The organism is Streptococcus oralis subsp. dentisani, from assembly GCF_002096615.1.
Lineage (GTDB): Bacteria > Bacillota > Bacilli > Lactobacillales > Streptococcaceae > Streptococcus > Streptococcus oralis_U.
In genome coordinates this window covers 446,569-463,461 of record NZ_NCUX01000033.1, presented here as the reverse complement: position 1 = coordinate 463,461, position 16,893 = coordinate 446,569, and the positions used below count along the sequence as shown (strand labels likewise).

Annotated in this window: 18 protein-coding genes and 1 pseudogene; all 19 read left to right on the top strand. The window is 38.8% G+C overall.

Annotated elements, in window-relative coordinates:
• Nucleotides 1-83 precede the first annotated feature (83 nt).
• The 19 genes and pseudogenes from B7708_RS10110 (at nt 84) to B7708_RS09370 (ending at nt 16,883) form a co-directional block, all read left to right on the top strand.
• On the top strand, nt 84-587 hold the full coding sequence (locus B7708_RS10110; protein ID WP_084975409.1) for a hypothetical protein: 504 nt from the start codon (nt 84-86) through the stop codon (nt 585-587).
• Between the two features lie 74 nt (nt 588-661).
• Complete coding sequence (locus B7708_RS09455; protein ID WP_084975407.1) at nt 662-1,387, top strand: TipC family immunity protein; 726 nt, start codon at nt 662-664, stop codon at nt 1,385-1,387.
• A 78-nt stretch (nt 1,388-1,465) separates the two neighbouring features.
• Complete coding sequence (locus tag B7708_RS09450; protein WP_084975405.1) at nt 1,466-3,001, top strand: YdcF family protein; 1,536 nt, start codon at nt 1,466-1,468, stop codon at nt 2,999-3,001.
• Between the two features lie 330 nt (nt 3,002-3,331).
• A complete protein-coding gene (locus B7708_RS09445; RefSeq protein ID WP_084975403.1) occupies nt 3,332-3,940 on the top strand; it encodes an immunity 26/phosphotriesterase HocA family protein in 609 nt (202 codons plus the stop codon).
• Between the two features lie 121 nt (nt 3,941-4,061).
• Nucleotides 4,062-4,283: pseudogene (locus B7708_RS10215) on the top strand (RHS repeat-associated core domain-containing protein); the annotation flags it as partial.
• A 64-nt stretch (nt 4,284-4,347) separates the two neighbouring features.
• Nucleotides 4,348-4,674 (top strand): immunity protein Imm33 domain-containing protein, encoded by a 327-nt coding sequence (locus tag B7708_RS09435; RefSeq protein ID WP_084975401.1) that lies wholly within the window; start codon nt 4,348-4,350, stop codon nt 4,672-4,674.
• Between the two features lie 18 nt (nt 4,675-4,692).
• On the top strand, nt 4,693-5,001 hold the full coding sequence (locus B7708_RS09430) for a hypothetical protein (RefSeq protein ID WP_084975505.1): 309 nt from the start codon (nt 4,693-4,695) through the stop codon (nt 4,999-5,001).
• Between the two features lie 37 nt (nt 5,002-5,038).
• On the top strand, nt 5,039-5,464 hold the full coding sequence (locus B7708_RS09425; RefSeq protein WP_084975399.1) for a hypothetical protein: 426 nt from the start codon (nt 5,039-5,041) through the stop codon (nt 5,462-5,464).
• A 69-nt stretch (nt 5,465-5,533) separates the two neighbouring features.
• A complete protein-coding gene (locus B7708_RS09420; RefSeq protein WP_084975397.1) occupies nt 5,534-5,911 on the top strand; it encodes a hypothetical protein in 378 nt (125 codons plus the stop codon).
• A gap of 100 nt (nt 5,912-6,011) precedes the next feature.
• On the top strand, nt 6,012-6,704 hold the full coding sequence (gene pynA, locus B7708_RS09415; RefSeq protein WP_084975395.1) for a pyrimidine 5'-nucleotidase PynA: 693 nt from the start codon (nt 6,012-6,014) through the stop codon (nt 6,702-6,704).
• Between the two features lie 61 nt (nt 6,705-6,765).
• The gene (locus tag B7708_RS09410) at nt 6,766-7,419 is read left to right on the top strand and encodes a uracil-DNA glycosylase (RefSeq protein WP_084975393.1); all 654 of its coding nucleotides are present in this window, start codon (nt 6,766-6,768) and stop codon (nt 7,417-7,419) included.
• 9 nt (nt 7,420-7,428) lie between these two features.
• Nucleotides 7,429-7,893: an NUDIX hydrolase gene (locus B7708_RS09405; protein ID WP_084975391.1), complete on the top strand. Its 465-nt coding sequence runs from the start codon at nt 7,429-7,431 to the stop codon at nt 7,891-7,893.
• Between the two features lie 12 nt (nt 7,894-7,905).
• On the top strand, nt 7,906-9,174 hold the full coding sequence (locus B7708_RS09400; protein WP_084975389.1) for a dihydroorotase: 1,269 nt from the start codon (nt 7,906-7,908) through the stop codon (nt 9,172-9,174).
• Nucleotides 9,175-9,215: 41 nt separating this feature from the next.
• A complete protein-coding gene (locus tag B7708_RS09395; RefSeq protein WP_084975387.1) occupies nt 9,216-10,571 on the top strand; it encodes an MATE family efflux transporter in 1,356 nt (451 codons plus the stop codon).
• A 154-nt stretch (nt 10,572-10,725) separates the two neighbouring features.
• Nucleotides 10,726-11,694, top strand: a complete 969-nt coding sequence (locus tag B7708_RS09390; RefSeq protein ID WP_084975385.1) for a thiamine pyrophosphate-dependent dehydrogenase E1 component subunit alpha — start codon at nt 10,726-10,728, stop codon at nt 11,692-11,694.
• Between the two features lie 16 nt (nt 11,695-11,710).
• Nucleotides 11,711-12,703, top strand: coding sequence for an alpha-ketoacid dehydrogenase subunit beta (locus B7708_RS09385; RefSeq protein WP_084975383.1), 993 nt, complete (start codon nt 11,711-11,713; stop codon nt 12,701-12,703).
• A 340-nt stretch (nt 12,704-13,043) separates the two neighbouring features.
• Complete coding sequence (locus B7708_RS09380) at nt 13,044-14,087, top strand: dihydrolipoamide acetyltransferase (protein WP_084975381.1); 1,044 nt, start codon at nt 13,044-13,046, stop codon at nt 14,085-14,087.
• Between the two features lie 44 nt (nt 14,088-14,131).
• Entirely contained in the window at nt 14,132-15,835 is a 1,704-nt protein-coding gene (gene lpdA, locus B7708_RS09375) for a dihydrolipoyl dehydrogenase (protein ID WP_142358294.1), read from the top strand.
• Between the two features lie 58 nt (nt 15,836-15,893).
• Entirely contained in the window at nt 15,894-16,883 is a 990-nt protein-coding gene (locus B7708_RS09370) for a lipoate--protein ligase (RefSeq protein WP_084975379.1), read from the top strand.
• The last annotated feature ends 10 nt before the right edge of the window (nt 16,884-16,893 follow it).

Genomic DNA, 16,893 nt, shown 5'->3' with positions numbered 1-16,893 from the left:
GATACTTAGAATAGCTTGATTCTGAGAAATGTTGACTAGAAAATGATTCGAATGGCTTTTTTCTGATATAGGGTGATAGTTAGGTGGGTGAGATGATGAACATACAAAAAGAGAAAGTTAGAAAAGAGTTGGTGTCCCTCTGTTTGGGAGAACTTGCAGCCATCCTATCCTTTTGGTTGTGTTTTTTTCTTTTGAAAAATCGACTTGGTGATTGGAAGAGTCTGATCTCCATTCTCTATCCTTTGTCTTTACTGACATTTATTTTGCTTCAAGGTTCAATCTATTGGGCAATTTTGATTAGAAGACTCTCGAAACCTCAGTTCGGAAGCGCTAGTGTCCCCAAACTATATGGTGGTTTCAGAATACTAGACCTTGTTTTACTTATTTCAGGCTTTCCTTTTATAGTCTGGAACACCCAGAGTTTCCAAGTGGCTATCTTAGCTACACTGATACAACTTTTTGCCCTAATCGAATGGGTCAATTATTACCTCCTACGCTTATCCTATAGTCTGAATCCTCTTTTTTTATGGAAACGAATTATTAAGGGAAAACTTGAAAAGAGTAGAATAGCTAAGGAGTTGGGGTAGGGGCGTCTATCATTGTTTTGATTTCAAATATAGCAGAAAAGTTTTATGTAAGTATTTAGAGGAGAAAAAGGTAGATGAAAAAATTTTTAAAAATCCTATTCATAACTGTATTGGTTTTTCTAACTTTGTTTGGTCTATATCGTGTCTACCAAAAGAATTATTATAAAGGAGTGTATGAATCTTTAAGTAATGCCTTTCTAGAGATGAACTATGCAGAGATAAATAGTGGTGTTTTACCTGGACTCGCTGATTTTAGTAAAGCTGTTGACGGAAGTCAGTCGTTTAGAGAACCAGACTGGATAATTCCCATAGGGCTTGATGCAGGCTTATCTGAAAATGAAAGTTTGGAAGTGATTGTAGGTTTTGAAGAAACTTTTATTATTGAATACCAGCAACTATTATCTGATGGGAGATATCTTTATATAAAATATGACTACCATGATAAGAAACTCAACCAATCAGTCGAAATCTCAGATTCTAAATGGTCGGTAGCGTACTATTTAGCTGGATATAATATAAGAAATAAGGATGAGGGAAAACTAGATTTGGAGGCATATAAAGAATTATCACGTCAGTCGAAAACAGGGGATTCGATACCTAATTTTTACCTAACAAATCCCAACGAAGTACTAGAGTATTTAAAACCTCATGGGATTGATGAAGCTTGGATTAACGAAAAATCCCACTTCATGCTCTATGATGTCGTTCTAGGACGCTGGTTTAAAAATGGTAGTCAACGTTACTCAGTTGATAATCTTGGGGATGTAGAGATTGTGTCATTGAAATCTATGAAGGACTAGAACTAAGTATGAATAGAGAGATCTTTATAAATAGTAAATGTATGTTATAATATAGGAAATGAACTTGGGGGATTTTTTATGAATTTATTGAATATTTTTTCTGAACTTGATTATAAAGCCATTATCGAGGGGAGTTTGACTAATTTAATTCCAACAATCATAGCAGGAGGATTTACACTATTTGTAATTGATAAAATGACAAACTATATCCGTATTTCAAAAAAAATGGAATCCTATGGTTTTAAGGGTACAGCTTCAAAGAAGGGATTTTCTAAAACGGATATAAAGAAGATGTGTAAAGAAACTGAGAGATTAGATATTATCTTTGTATCAGGTTATGGTTTTTTTAGTGCTAATAAGACACCTCTAAAAAAAGCTATGGATAAAGGTATGAAAATTCGCTTTTTATGTGCTCAAGTAGACAATAATTTCTTAACAGATATTGAAAATTTAGAAGTAGAGCAAAGAAATCGTAAATCTGGAACAAAGATTAGTGAAGAGATTTGTGAAATAGTCAACGAGTATGAATCATACATTTTAGATAATAAAGTGGTAGAGCAATATTTAAATAAGATTAAGCAACTAGAACGACTAGACATTGAACAAGGCTATTTAGAAAATGGCAAAGATATAAAAAACGAAATTGCAAAATTATGTAAACAACTTGAGTATTATAAATGTGAAAAAAAGATGGAAATTCGCTATTACTCAACTGAGTATCGTTTACCGTTTATTTTATCTCAAAGTAAACCTTCAAAGGGTAAAATAACAACGAAAGTATGGTTGAATATCACTCTTCCTCCATATAAGTCTGTTGAAAATTTTATGTTAACTGGTGAGAGGGTTGATGATATTAACAAAGATGAGGGTGATTTTAACTTTATTGAAATGATGGAAGAACACTTTGAAAGTATCTGGAATAAGGCTTCTCGAACATTAGGTGAAAATGAGATAAATAAAGAATCTCAGTACAAAGCTTGGGAACAGTTATTGAAATCTTCATCAGAACGAATGATAAAATCAAGACAAACTGGCAACGGTTTATTAATTGAAGTCGCAGCCCAGCACCCATTAGATGAAGGGAAATATCCAAATGAAGAATTTTCAAAACGTTTGGATAAAGCAATAGAGTTATATAATAGATTAAATCAATCGGGAGAAAGTGTATTTATATATGTTCCAGGAAGTGTTCATAAAAATAATGAAGTAGCAGATGAACTTTCTCTTAGCGGTGCTGGAAAACAATATTTAGTAGAAAAAGGGATAAGTAGTGCGGTAATATATAGTGATGAGATGAATGTAAAATATAAAGGAGATCAGGGAGTTTATAATTCTACTGATGAGTGTTATGTTGCAACACAGATTTTCGAAGAAATGAAATTTAAACAAATTTATTGTGTATGTTCACCAGCTCAACTTTTAAGAAAAGCTTTTAGTTATATTAAGTTTGGTACTTTACCTTTTTTTGAAGTTGCAAATGCTGAAACATTACATCATAGTTATGTTAATGAATATTTTAAAATGATTCCTTTACTCTTGTCAGATGATAAAGCCTTACAATTGGATTCTGAATTAGGAGAAGAGATTCGCAAATACAGAAAACCAATGAAATAAAAGATAAATAATCTGGAGGAATTTTTAAGATTCGATTTATCTTTAATTGAAGCAAGTTATAAACTAACTTGTTTTTTACTAGGTTCTTTTATTCATTATAAAGACTATTTTTATTTCTTAATATAAATCTAAAATTGAAAAGTTAATTGAAAATTTATTAAAAATAAGATTTATAGGATAAATTTTGTGAGTAATAGAAAAGCCTTACATATAGAAATTTTTCCCACAAAATATGGAACAGATTTGTTTTGGCTATCAAAGATAGTGTACATATAGGATTTTATGATTTAAAGTCAGAAAGAGAAGTCGCTATTATGGAGGAAATTAATAATGAATACAAATCTAATAGCTTTAAGAAGAAAAGAACGTTATGAAAGTTTAAATTTAGAAATTCAGAAGGAGTTAGATAACTTTTATGACACAAAGGCAGCTACTCATCAACTAAAAGTGATTAAAAAAAGTAGGTCAATTCCAAAAGTGGGAGATGTATTTCTTGTGTCTCCTAGGGAGGGAATCTACTTTTATGGTAAAGTGCTGGTTTCTAATATAGTTAGAAAAGTTCGGGATTCTTTTGTGGAAGGGAAACATGTTGTATTTATCTTTAAAGGAAATACTCATGAAAAAAATATTGATAAATACAAGCCAGATTATTCTAACTTGTTAATTCCACCTGCTATTGTAGGTGATGAATATTGGAAAAAAGGATATTTCCATACTATCGCTAATATTCCCTTAACAGAGGAAGAGAAAAAGCTGGATTTTGGATTCTATAGTATTCATTTTAAAGGTAACTTTTTCTGTAAAGAGACTGGAGAATTATTGGATAAAGAGCCTAAATTATTAGGGATACATGGAATAACAACCATCAGTGGAATCGGAATGGCAATTGAAAGAGAGTTAATCATAAACCCTTCGTTGTTAGAAGAAAACACAAATTAGAATTATATCTCGCTTAGCATAAAGGTCCCAACAATATTTCTAATAATGTGATGCTTATCCTCCTATCAGGCTCTGTGACTGGCTTGACCAATAATGGACAAGTACAGACACGACAGGTCAGCCCTTTGCTTATAACGATGAAGCTCGTGATGACACTGAACTTGACTATTTACGAGCAAGATATTATGATAGTCAGGGAGGGACTTTCCTAATAGAAGATAGCTACCCAGGCGAGGCGACTGCCCCTCTCAACCGGAACCGCTATAGCTATGTGCAGAACAAACCCGTAACTATACAGTTCCGAGTAGGCTCGGAAAAATTTAATTGCAAGATGGATCTATAGTAAGATATGGACTTGTATACTGGAGCCTGTATTTAAAACGAATGTTTTTGGAAAGGAAGTAAAAATGCATTTAGGTGGCTCAGTGGTTTCTAATCATATTTTAGAAAACAAAGCAGAATTGAAATGGGTATTTCGTGAGGATGCCGTGGATGAGCTAGACAATGGCTGGCGCTTTCTTTCTGAAATAGATACCGAAGAATACTTATCAAATCCTGAAAATATGTCAGTATGCGACTGGAGTACAATTGTTGAAATTGAACCTGCTGTATTATTGATTTACGACATGCCTATCGGAACAGAACTTACACTTATTTACGAAAGTGAGCAGAGGTATTTTATAGATACAAATACTGGAAGAAAAATTGAACTCGAAGACAGTAGCAGCAACTAAATAAGAAAGGAGATGAAAGTGACGATAGAAACAGAATTGAAAAGAATTAGTAAAAGTCTATCTTTAATAAATGACAACCAAACCTTTAACAAGATATCTTCTACTAATTTAGAGAATATAGATGATATTTTAAATGATTATTTACCTCTTCATTTAGAATGGATAGAGAAGGGAAATTCTTGGATTGTTGAGTCATTGAGCGAGAATCATCAATTAGATAGACAAGCATTTTCTCAGTTACTTGTAGGTGTTAGAAACTTATATCTTGATTTAGAAGAACTTCAAGATTTGCTTATTGAAGTATCGAATGAAATAGATGGAAAGTAGATGTTTAATTTTATAAAAAGGAATAGTGGAGTTGAGTATGAAATTAGATATGGAAACTAAAAATGAAGAATGGGTAGAAGTCTTTAAAGGTTTGATTCCTGTAGATAAGTATAAGTTAAAAGTCTTGTTGACAAACTTGTCAGATGGTCAAGAAATTAGGCTGATTGGAGAACAGAATCGTTTTAAATTATCATGTTTTTGCTATGATGAAGCACGAGTCTTTAGCAGGGAATTGTATTTATCTGCAATTCTAGATAAAGAGATGTTTACAAAATTTGAAAAAAATAATTTTCAAAATGTCATTTACGAAGTCAAGAATAGTCAATTAGTGAGAAAACTGGAATACACATCATATTATGATCTAGGAACTTTGCATTCACGACATTATATAATCATAACTCAAGATAGTGTAGTGGAGATTCTTGTTTCTGCAAATTTGAAATTAGATATCAGCCAATACTAGAAAATTTGCTAATTAAACATGTACACCGCTGTAGTACAATTATCGGAAAATAGAACTTGGAGAAATGATATGGAAAAATGGACGGAAATTAAACCGGGCTTCATCCCTTTTGGTGACTATGGTATTGAGATAAAAATAGATGGGGACACTCTAATTGCCTACTTGGAAGATTCAGAAAAATTTAAATTTACCTTTACAAAAGTTTGGGCTTTCCGTTCAGTCTACGAAAGTTTAGAATTAATAGATAGTTACTGGGAGCAAGGATTGGCAGAGAACAGACCACTTTATCTGACCAACTATATCTATGAAGTCGAGAATGCAGAATTTGGTGACTTGGTCGCTTCTGCAAATATAGCTAATAAAAAGCTCCATCACTACAAATTAATGTCGACGCATTTTTTAGTGGACGTTGTATCCGAAAACGATGTAAAAGTGGAGAAAGTATAAAAATAAGGTGAATAAGTCCTTTAAGTCAATTCAGATTATGATAACTACCTGTTTCATTTATGCTATAATGTTCTTAATGAACTTTCAGAAAGGAATCTAAATGCCCTACAAATTTCTACTCTTCGACCTTGATCACACCTTGCTGGATTTTGATGCTGCTGAGGATGTGGCTCTGACGCAACTTCTAAAAGAAGAAGGAGTTGCGGATATTCAAGCCTATAAAGACTATTACGTTCCTATGAACAAGGCTCTCTGGAAGGACTTGGAACAAAAGAAAATCAGTAAACAAGAACTGGTTAATACGCGCTTTTCTCGTTTATTTGCCTATTTCGGACAGGAAAAAGACGGTACGTTACTTGCCCAGCGTTACCAATTTTACTTAGCCCAACAGGGACAAACTTTTTCAGGTGCTCATGAACTCTTGGACAGCCTCATCGAACGTGATTATGACTTGTATGCTGCGACAAATGGGATTACTGCCATTCAGACAGGACGTTTGGCTCAATCAGGTCTGGCTCCCTATTTCAACCAAGTCTTTATCTCTGAACAGTTGCAAACACAAAAACCTGATGCACTATTCTATGAAAAAATCGGTCAACAGATTGCAGATTTCAGCAAAGAAAAGACGGTTATGATTGGAGATTCCCTAACCGCCGACATTCAAGGTGGCAATAATGCTGGCATTGATCCTATCTGGTACAATCCCCATCATCTGGAAAATCACACACAAGCCCAGCCGACTTATGAAGTTCATTCTTACCAAGACTTGCTGGATTGTTTAGATAAACTGTAAAAAGTGGTTTAGATAGCCACTTTTTGCTATAATAGAGGCAGTAAAAACGAAGGAGTTGGCGATGCAACACTCATCTTGGCATGCTTTGATTAAGGAGCAATTACCTGAAGGTTATTTCGGTAAAATCAATCAATTTATGGACCAGGTCTATGCCCAGGGAACTGTTTATCCACCTAAGGAAAAGGTTTTTCAGGCTCTCTTGACTACTCCTCTGGAAGAGGTTAAGGTGGTGATTCTAGGGCAGGATCCCTATCATGGGCCAGGTCAGGCGCAGGGCTTGAGTTTTTCCGTACCCGATGCTATTCCAGCGCCGCCATCCTTGCAAAATATCTTGAAAGAATTGTCAGATGATCTTGGCGTTAAGAAATCTCATGATTTGACGGCTTGGGCTGAGCAAGGAGTCTTACTTCTCAATGCTTGCTTGACGGTTCCTGCTGGTCAAGCCAATGGTCATGCTGGGCAGATATGGGAGCCCTTTACAGATGCTGTGATTCAGGTGGTCAATAATCTGGATAGACCAGTGGTCTTTGTACTCTGGGGCGCTTATGCACGCAAGAAGAAGGCCTTGGTTACCAATCCTCACCACTTGATTATCGAATCAGCCCATCCTAGTCCTTTATCGGTTTATAGAGGATTTTGGGGCTCTAAGCCTTTTTCCAAGGCCAATGCATTCTTAAAAGAGACAGGACAAGAGCCAATCGATTGGCTTAGATAAGGAGAAAATATGCCTCAGTTAGCGACGATTTGCTACATTGATAACGGAAAAGAACTGCTCATGCTGCATCGCAATAAGAAGCCCAATGATGTCCATGAAGGAAAATGGATTGGTGTGGGTGGTAAGCTGGAGCGAGGGGAGACTCCTCAGGAATGCGCTGCGCGTGAAATTCTCGAAGAGACAGGCCTGAAAGCCAAGCCAGTTCTAAAAGGCATTATCACTTTCCCTGAATTTACGCCAGATTTAGACTGGTACACCTATGTTTTTAAGGTGACGGAGTTTGAGGGTGACTTGATTGACTGCAATGAGGGAACATTAGAATGGGTTCCCTATGGCGAGGTCTTGAGCAAGCCAACTTGGGAAGGTGACCACACCTTTGTTGAATGGCTTTTAGAGGATAGACCCTTCTTTTCAGCTAAGTTTGTTTATGATGGGGATAAATTGTTGGATACCCAAGTTGATTTCTATGAATAAAGGAGAAAGCAGATGCTACTAATCAAAAATGGTCGTGTAATGGATCCCAAGTCTGGTTTGGATCAAATGTGTGATGTTTTAGTCCAAGATGGAAAAATTGTCAAAATTGCTCCTGAAATCAAGGAAGAAGGAGCAGAGGTGCTTGATGCTACTGGGCTTGTGGTTGCGCCTGGACTAGTTGATATTCATGTTCATTTCCGTGAACCTGGTCAGACTCACAAGGAAGATATACATACTGGTGCCCTAGCGGCTGCTGCAGGTGGTTTTACAACTGTTGTCATGATGGCTAATACTAGTCCAACCATTTCGGATGTAGAAACCCTGAAAGAAGTTCTCCAGTCTGCTGCCAAGGAAAAAATCAATGTCAAGACGGTTGCGACTATTACCAAGAACTTTAATGGCCAAGACTTGACAGACTTTAAGGCGCTTTTAGAAGCTGGAGCCGTTGGTTTTTCAGATGATGGAATTCCGCTTGAAAGCAGCAAGGTTCTCAAAGAAGCCTTGGAAACTGCTAAAAAACTTGGCACCTTTGTTTGTCTGCACGAGGAAGATCCCGGATTGAACGGTATTCTTGGCTTTAATGAAAACATCGCTAAAGACCACTTCAAGATCTGTGGAGCGACTGGGGTGGCTGAGTACGCTATGATTGCGCGTGATGTCATGATTGCCTATGCAACCAAGGCCCATGTTCACATCCAGCATTTGTCTAAGGAAGAAAGTGTCAAGGTAGTGGAATTCGCTCAAGGTTTGGGTGCGCAGGTCACAGCAGAAGTAGCGCCACAACATTTCTCTAAGACAGAAGCTCTTCTTTTAACTCAAGGAAGCAATGCCAAGATGAATCCGCCGCTTCGTTTGGAATCAGACCGTCGTGCTGTTATCGAAGGCCTCAAGTCAGGTGTTATCACAGTTATCGCGACAGATCACGCGCCTCACCATGCAGATGAGAAAAATGTTGAGGATATCACCAAAGCGCCATCTGGTATGACTGGTTTGGAAACCTCTCTATCTCTCGGCTTGACTTATTTGGTGGAAGCTGGTGAGCTAAGCTTAATGGAATTGCTAGAAAAAATGACTGTCAATCCAGCCGAACTTTACAACTTTGAAGCAGGCTACTTAGCTGAAAATGGTCCAGCAGATATCACTATCTTTGACGCTAAGGCTGACCGTACAGTTGGTCCAGACTTTGCTTCAAAATCAGCTAATTCTCCATTTATTGGCGAAACCTTAAAAGGGCAGGTCAAATATACTATCTGTAAGGGACAAATCGTCTATCAAAACTAGATGGGACTCTGCTCTATAAACTATAAGAATAGAGAGCGTTTATGTATCCAACCCATCAATTTAAAGATAAGTTTGTCTTATTTCTTAAGATATTTTTCCCTATCCTGATTTATCAGTTTGCCAATTATTCTGCCTCTTTTGTGGATACAACCATGACGGGACAGTACAATACCATGGACTTGGCGGGGGTGTCAACCGCAACGAGTCTCTGGAATCCTTTCTTTACCTTTTTAACAGGGATTGTTTCGGCCATGGTGCCCATCATCGGCCATCATCTAGGAAGAGGCAAAAAGGAAGAAGTAGCATCTGACTTTTACCAATTTATCTACTTGGCTTTCGGACTGTCCTTGGTCTTGCTTGGCATGGTAATATTCTTAGCACCGCCTGTCTTAAACCATATCGGGCTAGAAGCTCAAGTGGCGGCGGTTGCAGTTTCCTATCTTTGGTACCTTTCTATCGGGATTATTCCTTTGTTACTGTTCAGTGTCATTCGGTCATTGTTAGATTCTCTTGGTTTGACCAAGCTATCTATGTACCTCATGCTTTTACTGCTACCTTTAAATTGTGGATTTAACTATTTATTGATCTACGGAGCCTTTGGGTTTCCAGAGTTAGGTGGAGCAGGAGCAGGGCTGGGAACCTCACTTGCCTATTGGTGCCTACTAGGAATTTCTATTATCATCTTGATTAAGCAGAAAAATCTAAAAGAATTTCATTTAGAACGACTCGCCCCTCTGAAATTAGAGAGAATTATAGAGGGAATTTGCTTGGGCTTACCAATTGGTGGAACTGTTTTTGCTGAAGTCATCATTTTTTCAGTCGTTGGTTTGATTATGGCTAAGTTTTCGTCTATGATTATTGCCAGCCACCAGTCAGCCATGAACTTTTCGACGCTCATGTATGCTTTTCCCATGAGTATTTCTTCTGCCATGGCCATCGTTGTTTCTTATGAGGTGGGGGCTAAGCGTTTTGATGATGCCAAGACCTATATCAAACTTGGACGTTGTGTAGCACTGATATTTGCAGGCTTTACATTGAGCTTTCTCTATATTTTGAGAGATGTCGTAGCCGGTTTATATGGAAATAATCCTGATTTCATTGATCTAACATCTACCTTCCTAACTTATAGTCTTTTTTTCCAGTTAGCTGACACCGTTGCAGCTCCCTTACAAGGAATACTGAGAGGTTATAAGGATACGGTTGTTCCCTTCTATCTAGGAGTAATTGCTTACTGGGCTGTGTCCATTCCACTAGGCTTATTCCTAGATCATGTAACAACCTTGGGAGCCTATTCTTACTGGATTGGTCTAATAGCGAGTTTGGTCGTTAGTGCTATCCTCTATCAATGGCGTTTGCAAAAAATTATGAAAAGATTTGAAGTTTCCAATGTCAAATAAACTTTGTGAAAAAATGTTTTAATTTATAGAAAATCCCGATAAACTGGGGTTTTCTTTTTGTATTTTGTGAAAGAATCTAAGCATATATTTTGACAGTGCTTTCATAATGCGATAGAATGAGGACATAAAACTTTAAACCTAGAAAGGCGAGATTATGTCAACTTTAGATAGAAATCTCTTGCTAGAGATGTTCCGTAAGATGGAAGAAATCCGTCGCATGGACTTAAAAATTGCTCAGTTAGTGAAAAAGGGAAAAGTCCCTGGGATGACTCACTTTTCTGTTGGAGAGGAAGCTGCTAACGTTGGAGCGATGTTGGCTCTTAATCCAGATGATCTGATTACCTCAAATCACCGTGGTCATGGACAGGCTATCGCCAAAGGGATTGACCTCAACGGAATGATGGCAGAAATCCTTGGTAAATACACTGGAACCTGTAAAGGAAAAGGTGGTTCTATGCATATCGCCGACCTGGATGCTGGTAACCTTGGTGCCAATGGTATCGTAGGTGGTGGTATGGGAATCGCTGTCGGTGCAGCCCTCAGTCAGCAAATGCAAAACACTGGAAAAATCGTCGTTTGCTTCTTTGGAGATGGTGCGACCAACGAAGGTGTTTTCCACGAAGCAGTGAACATGGCTTCTATTTGGAAACTCCCAGTTATTTTCTACTGTATTAATAATGGTTATGGAATCTCTGCGGATATCAAGAAAATGACCAATGTAGAGCATATTCATCAACGTAGTGCTGCTTACGGAATCCCTGGAATGTTTATCGAAGATGGAAACAATGTCATCGATGTCTATGAAGGATTTAAGAAAGCAGTAGACCATGTTCGCGGAGGAAATGGACCAGTCTTGATTGAAAGTGTAACTTATCGCTGGCTTGGTCACTCATCATCTGATCCTGGTAAATATCGTACCCGTGAAGAAGTGGAATTGTGGAAACAAAAAGACCCAATCGAAAACCTTCGTAACTACCTCGTTGAGAACAACATTGCAAGTGCAGAAGAATTGGAAGAAATTCAAGCACAAGTCAAGGAAGCAGTAGAAGCTTCTGTTAAATTTGCAGAAGAAAGCCCATTCCCACCGCTTGAATCAGCATTTGAAGATATTTACGCAGACTAAGGAGAAAGAGATAAAAATGGAAACAAAAACAATGTCGTTCCGTGACACCATTATCCTTGCTATGTCTGAGGAAATGCGTCGCGATGAAAATGTGTTCTTGATGGGAGAAGACGTTGGTGTCTTCGGAGGGGACTTCGGAACTTCTGTTGGAATGCTTGAAGAATTTGGTCCAGAACGTGTTCGTGACTGTCCTATTTCTGAAGCTGCTATCTCTGGAGCAGCAGCAGGAGCAGCCATGACAGGACTTCGTCCAATTGTCGATATGACCTTTATGGACTTCTCGGTTATTGCCATGGACAATATCGTGAACCAAGCTGCTAAAACACGTTATATGTTTGGTGGGAAAGGTCAGGTTCCAATGACTGTCCGATGTGCAGCTGGTAACGGAGTTGGTTCTGCAGCTCAGCACTCTCAGTCTCTAGAGTCTTGGTTTACACACATTCCTGGTCTCAAGGTTGTAGCTCCAGGTACACCTGCGGATATGAAAGGACTGCTCAAGTCTTCTATCCGTGATAACAACCCTGTTATCATCCTTGAATACAAGTCAGAATTTAACCAAAAAGGGGAAGTGCCAGTTGATCCAGACTACACAATCCCACTTGGAGTTGGTGAAATCAAACGTGAAGGTGCAGATGTAACAGTCATTACTTATGGAAAAATGCTTCGCCGTGTGGTTCAAGCTGCTGAAGAATTGGCAGAAGAGGGGATTTCAGTTGAAATTGTGGATCCACGTACCCTTGTTCCACTTGATAAGGATATCATCATTAACTCAGTGAAGAAGACTGGTAAGGTGGTTCTTGTCAACGATGCTCACAAAACAAGTGGCTATATCGGAGAGATTTCAGCAATTATTTCAGAATCAGAAGCATTTGACTATCTAGATGCACCAATCCGCCGTTGCGCCGGAGAAGATGTGCCAATGCCTTACGCACAAAACCTAGAGAATGCAATGATTCCAACAGTTGAAAGCATCAAAGATGCCATCCGTAAAACCTATAACAAAGAATAAAAGTGCATAAGATAAATTATGTAAAGAACGTAGTTTTTAACTTTAGCAACCTGAGATACGTGTTGTATCCAAGTTGTATGTAAAGTTGCGACAGTTTTTTGACGAATCGATAATATTCGGCAAAAAACACTTAGTAAGTCTACTAGGTTGGTCGCTATATAGCGGCAACCGTAGTAATTTGAGACACATTCCGTGTCCAAGTTACTTGTAGAGTTGAACACGGGCTAAAGTCTGTGTGAAAAAGATAAACTTTCCTAGAAACTAAAGTTTCTTCGTCAAGTTTCCTATTTTCACTTTGACTTTTAACGCCCTTAGTATCATAATTAGAATTGGAGAGGTCATGGCTGATGACAAGCTAAGAGCGACTCCTGCGGCTAGAAAGTTAGCGGATGATCTAGGTATCAACCTCTACGACGTTTCTGGCTCAGGTGCAAACGGTCGTGTCCACAAAGAAGACGTGGAAACTTATAAAGACACAAACGTGGTTCGCATTTCGCCACTTGCAAAACGAATTGCCCTCGAACATAACATTGCTTGGCAGGAAATCCAAGGAACTGGACATCGTGGCAAGATTATGAAGAAGGACGTTTTGGCCTTCCTTCCTGAAAATATCGAAAACGATACCATCAAGTCTCCTGCTCAGATCGAAAAAGTGGAAGAAGTTCCTGATAATGTTACACCTTATGGTGAGATTGAGCGCATTCCAATGACACCAATGCGTAAAGTTATCGCCCAACGTATGGTTGAATCCTACCTAACTGCGCCAACCTTCACTCTCAACTATGAAGTTGATATGACTGAAATGCTGGCTCTCCGTAAGAAGGTTCTTGATCCGATTATGGAAGCGACTGGTAAGAAGACTACTGTAACAGACCTTCTTTCACTCGCTGTTGTGAAAACATTGATGAAACACCCATACATCAACGCTTCATTGACAGAAGATGGCAAGACCATTATCACTCATAACTATGTCAACCTTGCGATGGCAGTTGGTATGGATAATGGATTGATGACACCTGTTGTCTATAATGCTGAAAAAATGAGCTTGTCAGAGTTGGTTGTAGCCTTCAAGGATGTGATTGGGCGTACCTTGGATGGTAAATTGGCTCCAAGCGAACTGCAAAATTCAACCTTCACAATCAGTAACTTGGGAATGTTTGGTGTTCAGTCCTTTGGTCCGATTATTAACCAACCAAACTCAGCAATCCTCGGGGTTAGTTCAACAGTTGAGAAACCTGTTGTCGTCAATGGTGAGATTGTCATTCGCCCTATCATGAGCCTAGGGTTAACCATTGACCACCGTGTCGTAGATGGTATGGCTGGTGCTAAGTTTATGAAAGACTTGAAAGCCTTGATTGAGAACCCAATCTCAATGTTGGTTTAAGTCAGCTATTGTTATTTTAGAGTTTTAGATAAAGGAAGTAAGACATGGCCTTAGAAGTAATTATGCCAAAAGCCGGCGTGGATATGACAGAAGGACAAATCGTCCAATGGAATAAAAAAGTCGGTGAATTTGTAAAAGAAGGAGAAATCCTTTTGGAAATCATGACTGACAAAGTCAGCATGGAATTGGAAGCCGAAGAAGATGGATACTTGATTGCCATCCTCAAAGGAGATGGTGAAACTGTTCCAGTAACTGAAGTTATCGGTTACCTTGGTGAAGAAGGGGAAAACATCCCAACAGCTGGAGTAGCAGCGCCAGAAGCTAGCCCGGCTCCAGCAGTTAGTGCCTCAAACGACGATGGTAAGAGCGATGATGCCTTTGATATCGTTGTGATTGGTGGTGGTCCTGCTGGATATGTAGCAGCTATTAAAGCTGCTCAACTCGGTGGTAAGGTTGCCCTTGTTGAGAAATCTGAACTCGGTGGAACGTGCTTGAACCGTGGATGTATCCCAACTAAGACCTACCTTCACAACGCTGAAATTATCGAAAACATCGGTCATGCAGCAAATCGTGGTATCGTCATTGAAAATCCAAACTTCACTGTTGATATGGACAAACTTTTAGAAACAAAATCTAAAGTTGTTAATACCTTGGTAGGTGGTGTTGCAGGTCTTCTTCGTAGTTACGGAGTTACTGTTCATAAGGGTGTTGGTACTATTACTAAAGACAAGAATGTCTTGGTAAATGGTTCTGAATTGCTTGAAACCAAGAAAATTATCCTTGCTGGTGGTTCAAAGGTTAGCAAAATTAACGTTCCTGGTATGGAATCTCCACTTGTGATGACCAGTGATGACATTCTTGAAATGAACGAAGTGCCAGAAAGCCTCGTAATCATTGGTGGTGGCGTTGTCGGTATCGAACTCGGCCAAGCCTTCATGACATTTGGTTCAAAAGTGACTGTTATCGAAATGATGGACCGTATCGTTCCAGCTATGGATGCGGAAGTTTCTAAGAATCTTCGCTTGATTCTTGAGCGTAAAGGTATGACCATCTTGACAGGTACAAAATTGCAAAAAATCATCGAAGAAAATGGTCAACTTCGTATCAAGGTTGAAGGAAAAGACGATATCATCGCTAGCAAAGCTCTTCTTTCAATCGGTCGTGTGCCAGACCTTGAAGGAATTGGTGATGTTGAGTTTGAATTGGATCGTGGACGTATCAAGGTCAATGAATACATGGAAACTTCTGTTTCAGGTATCTATGCACCAGGTGACATCAATGGTACCAAGATGTTAGCGCACGCAGCTTTCCGTATGGGTGAAGTTGCTGCTGAAAATGCACTTAAAGGAAACCACGTTGTGGCAAAACTTAACTTGACTCCTGCAGCCATTTACACTCTTCCTGAAGTAGCAGCAGTAGGTCTAACTGAAGAACAAGCACGTGAGAAATACGATGTAGCCATCGGTAAATTCAACTTTGCAGCGAACGGCCGTGCTATTGCATCAGATGCGGCTCAAGGTTTCGTAAAAGTTATCGCTGATAAGAAATACGGAGAAATCCTTGGTGTGCACATCATTGGTCCTGCAGCCGCAGAATTGATTAACGAGGCATCAAGCATTATCGAAATGGAAATCACTGTTGAGGAAATGCTGAAGACCATCCACGGACACCCAACCTACTCTGAAGTGATGTACGAAGCATTTGCGGATGTTTTAGGAATGGCCATCCATTCACCTAAGAAAAAATAATTGAAGATAGATTAGACTGGAAAGGTATTTTCCAGTCTCTATCGTATAAAGGGATATCATGAAATATATTATCAATCATTCAAACGACACTGCCTTTAATATCGCCTTGGAAGAATATGCCTTTAAACACCTTTTGGATGAGGATCAAATCTTCCTTCTTTGGATTAACAAACCATCTATCATTGTCGGACGTCACCAGAACACTATCGAAGAAATCAACCGTGATTATGTTCGAGAAAATGGTATCGAGGTAGTCCGCCGTATCAGTGGTGGTGGAGCTGTTTATCACGATCTAAACAACCTCAACTACACCATCATTTCAAAAGAAGATGAAAACAAGGCCTTTGACTTCAAGAGCTTCTCAACTCCAGTCATCAATACTTTGGCTCAACTTGGTGTTAAAGCTGAATTTACAGGTCGTAATGACTTAGAAATTGACGGTAAGAAATTCTGTGGTAATGCCCAAGCCTATATCAATGGCCGTATTATGCACCATGGTTGCTTGCTCTTTGACGTTGATTTATCAGTCCTTGCTAACGCCCTCAAGGTTTCAAAAGACAAATTCGAATCAAAAGGTGTGAAATCCGTTCGTGCCCGTGTAACCAATATTGTCAATGAATTACATGAAAAAATCACAGTTGAAGAATTCCGTGATTTGCTATTGGAATACATGAAAAAAGAGTACCCAGAGATGACTGAATACGTTTTTTCTGAGCAAGAATTGGCCGAAATCAATCGTATCAAGGATACCAAGTTTGGAACTTGGGATTGGAACTACGGTAAATCACCTGAATTTAACATTCGTCGTGGAACAAAATTCACTAGTGGTAAAGTAGAAGTTTTTGCCAATGTTCTCGAATCAAAAATCCAAGACATCAAGATTTATGGCGACTTCTTTGGTATCGAAGACGTTGCAGCTGTAGAAGATGTCCTCCGAGGCGTTAAATACGAACGCGAAGATGTCCTTAAGGCCTTAGAAACAATTGACATTACACGCTATTTCGCTGGCATTAGCCGAGAAGAAATCGCTGAAGCAGTAGTAGGATAAATCAAACGAA

Coding starts and splice junctions, on each gene's coding strand:
- B7708_RS09380 (WP_084975381.1), top strand. CDS start 13,044: ATGGCTGATGACAAGCTAAGAGCGACTCCTGCGGCTAGAAAGTTAGCG.
- B7708_RS09435 (WP_084975401.1), top strand. CDS start 4,348: ATGCATTTAGGTGGCTCAGTGGTTTCTAATCATATTTTAGAAAACAAA.
- B7708_RS09395 (WP_084975387.1), top strand. CDS start 9,216: ATGTATCCAACCCATCAATTTAAAGATAAGTTTGTCTTATTTCTTAAG.
- B7708_RS09390 (WP_084975385.1), top strand. CDS start 10,726: ATGTCAACTTTAGATAGAAATCTCTTGCTAGAGATGTTCCGTAAGATG.
- B7708_RS09425 (WP_084975399.1), top strand. CDS start 5,039: ATGAAATTAGATATGGAAACTAAAAATGAAGAATGGGTAGAAGTCTTT.
- B7708_RS09420 (WP_084975397.1), top strand. CDS start 5,534: ATGGAAAAATGGACGGAAATTAAACCGGGCTTCATCCCTTTTGGTGAC.
- pynA (WP_084975395.1), top strand. CDS start 6,012: ATGCCCTACAAATTTCTACTCTTCGACCTTGATCACACCTTGCTGGAT.
- B7708_RS09450 (WP_084975405.1), top strand. CDS start 1,466: ATGAATTTATTGAATATTTTTTCTGAACTTGATTATAAAGCCATTATC.
- B7708_RS09400 (WP_084975389.1), top strand. CDS start 7,906: ATGCTACTAATCAAAAATGGTCGTGTAATGGATCCCAAGTCTGGTTTG.
- lpdA (WP_142358294.1), top strand. CDS start 14,132: ATGGCCTTAGAAGTAATTATGCCAAAAGCCGGCGTGGATATGACAGAA.
- B7708_RS09410 (WP_084975393.1), top strand. CDS start 6,766: ATGCAACACTCATCTTGGCATGCTTTGATTAAGGAGCAATTACCTGAA.
- B7708_RS09455 (WP_084975407.1), top strand. CDS start 662: ATGAAAAAATTTTTAAAAATCCTATTCATAACTGTATTGGTTTTTCTA.
- B7708_RS09385 (WP_084975383.1), top strand. CDS start 11,711: ATGGAAACAAAAACAATGTCGTTCCGTGACACCATTATCCTTGCTATG.
- B7708_RS09405 (WP_084975391.1), top strand. CDS start 7,429: ATGCCTCAGTTAGCGACGATTTGCTACATTGATAACGGAAAAGAACTG.
- B7708_RS09445 (WP_084975403.1), top strand. CDS start 3,332: ATGAATACAAATCTAATAGCTTTAAGAAGAAAAGAACGTTATGAAAGT.
- B7708_RS09370 (WP_084975379.1), top strand. CDS start 15,894: ATGAAATATATTATCAATCATTCAAACGACACTGCCTTTAATATCGCC.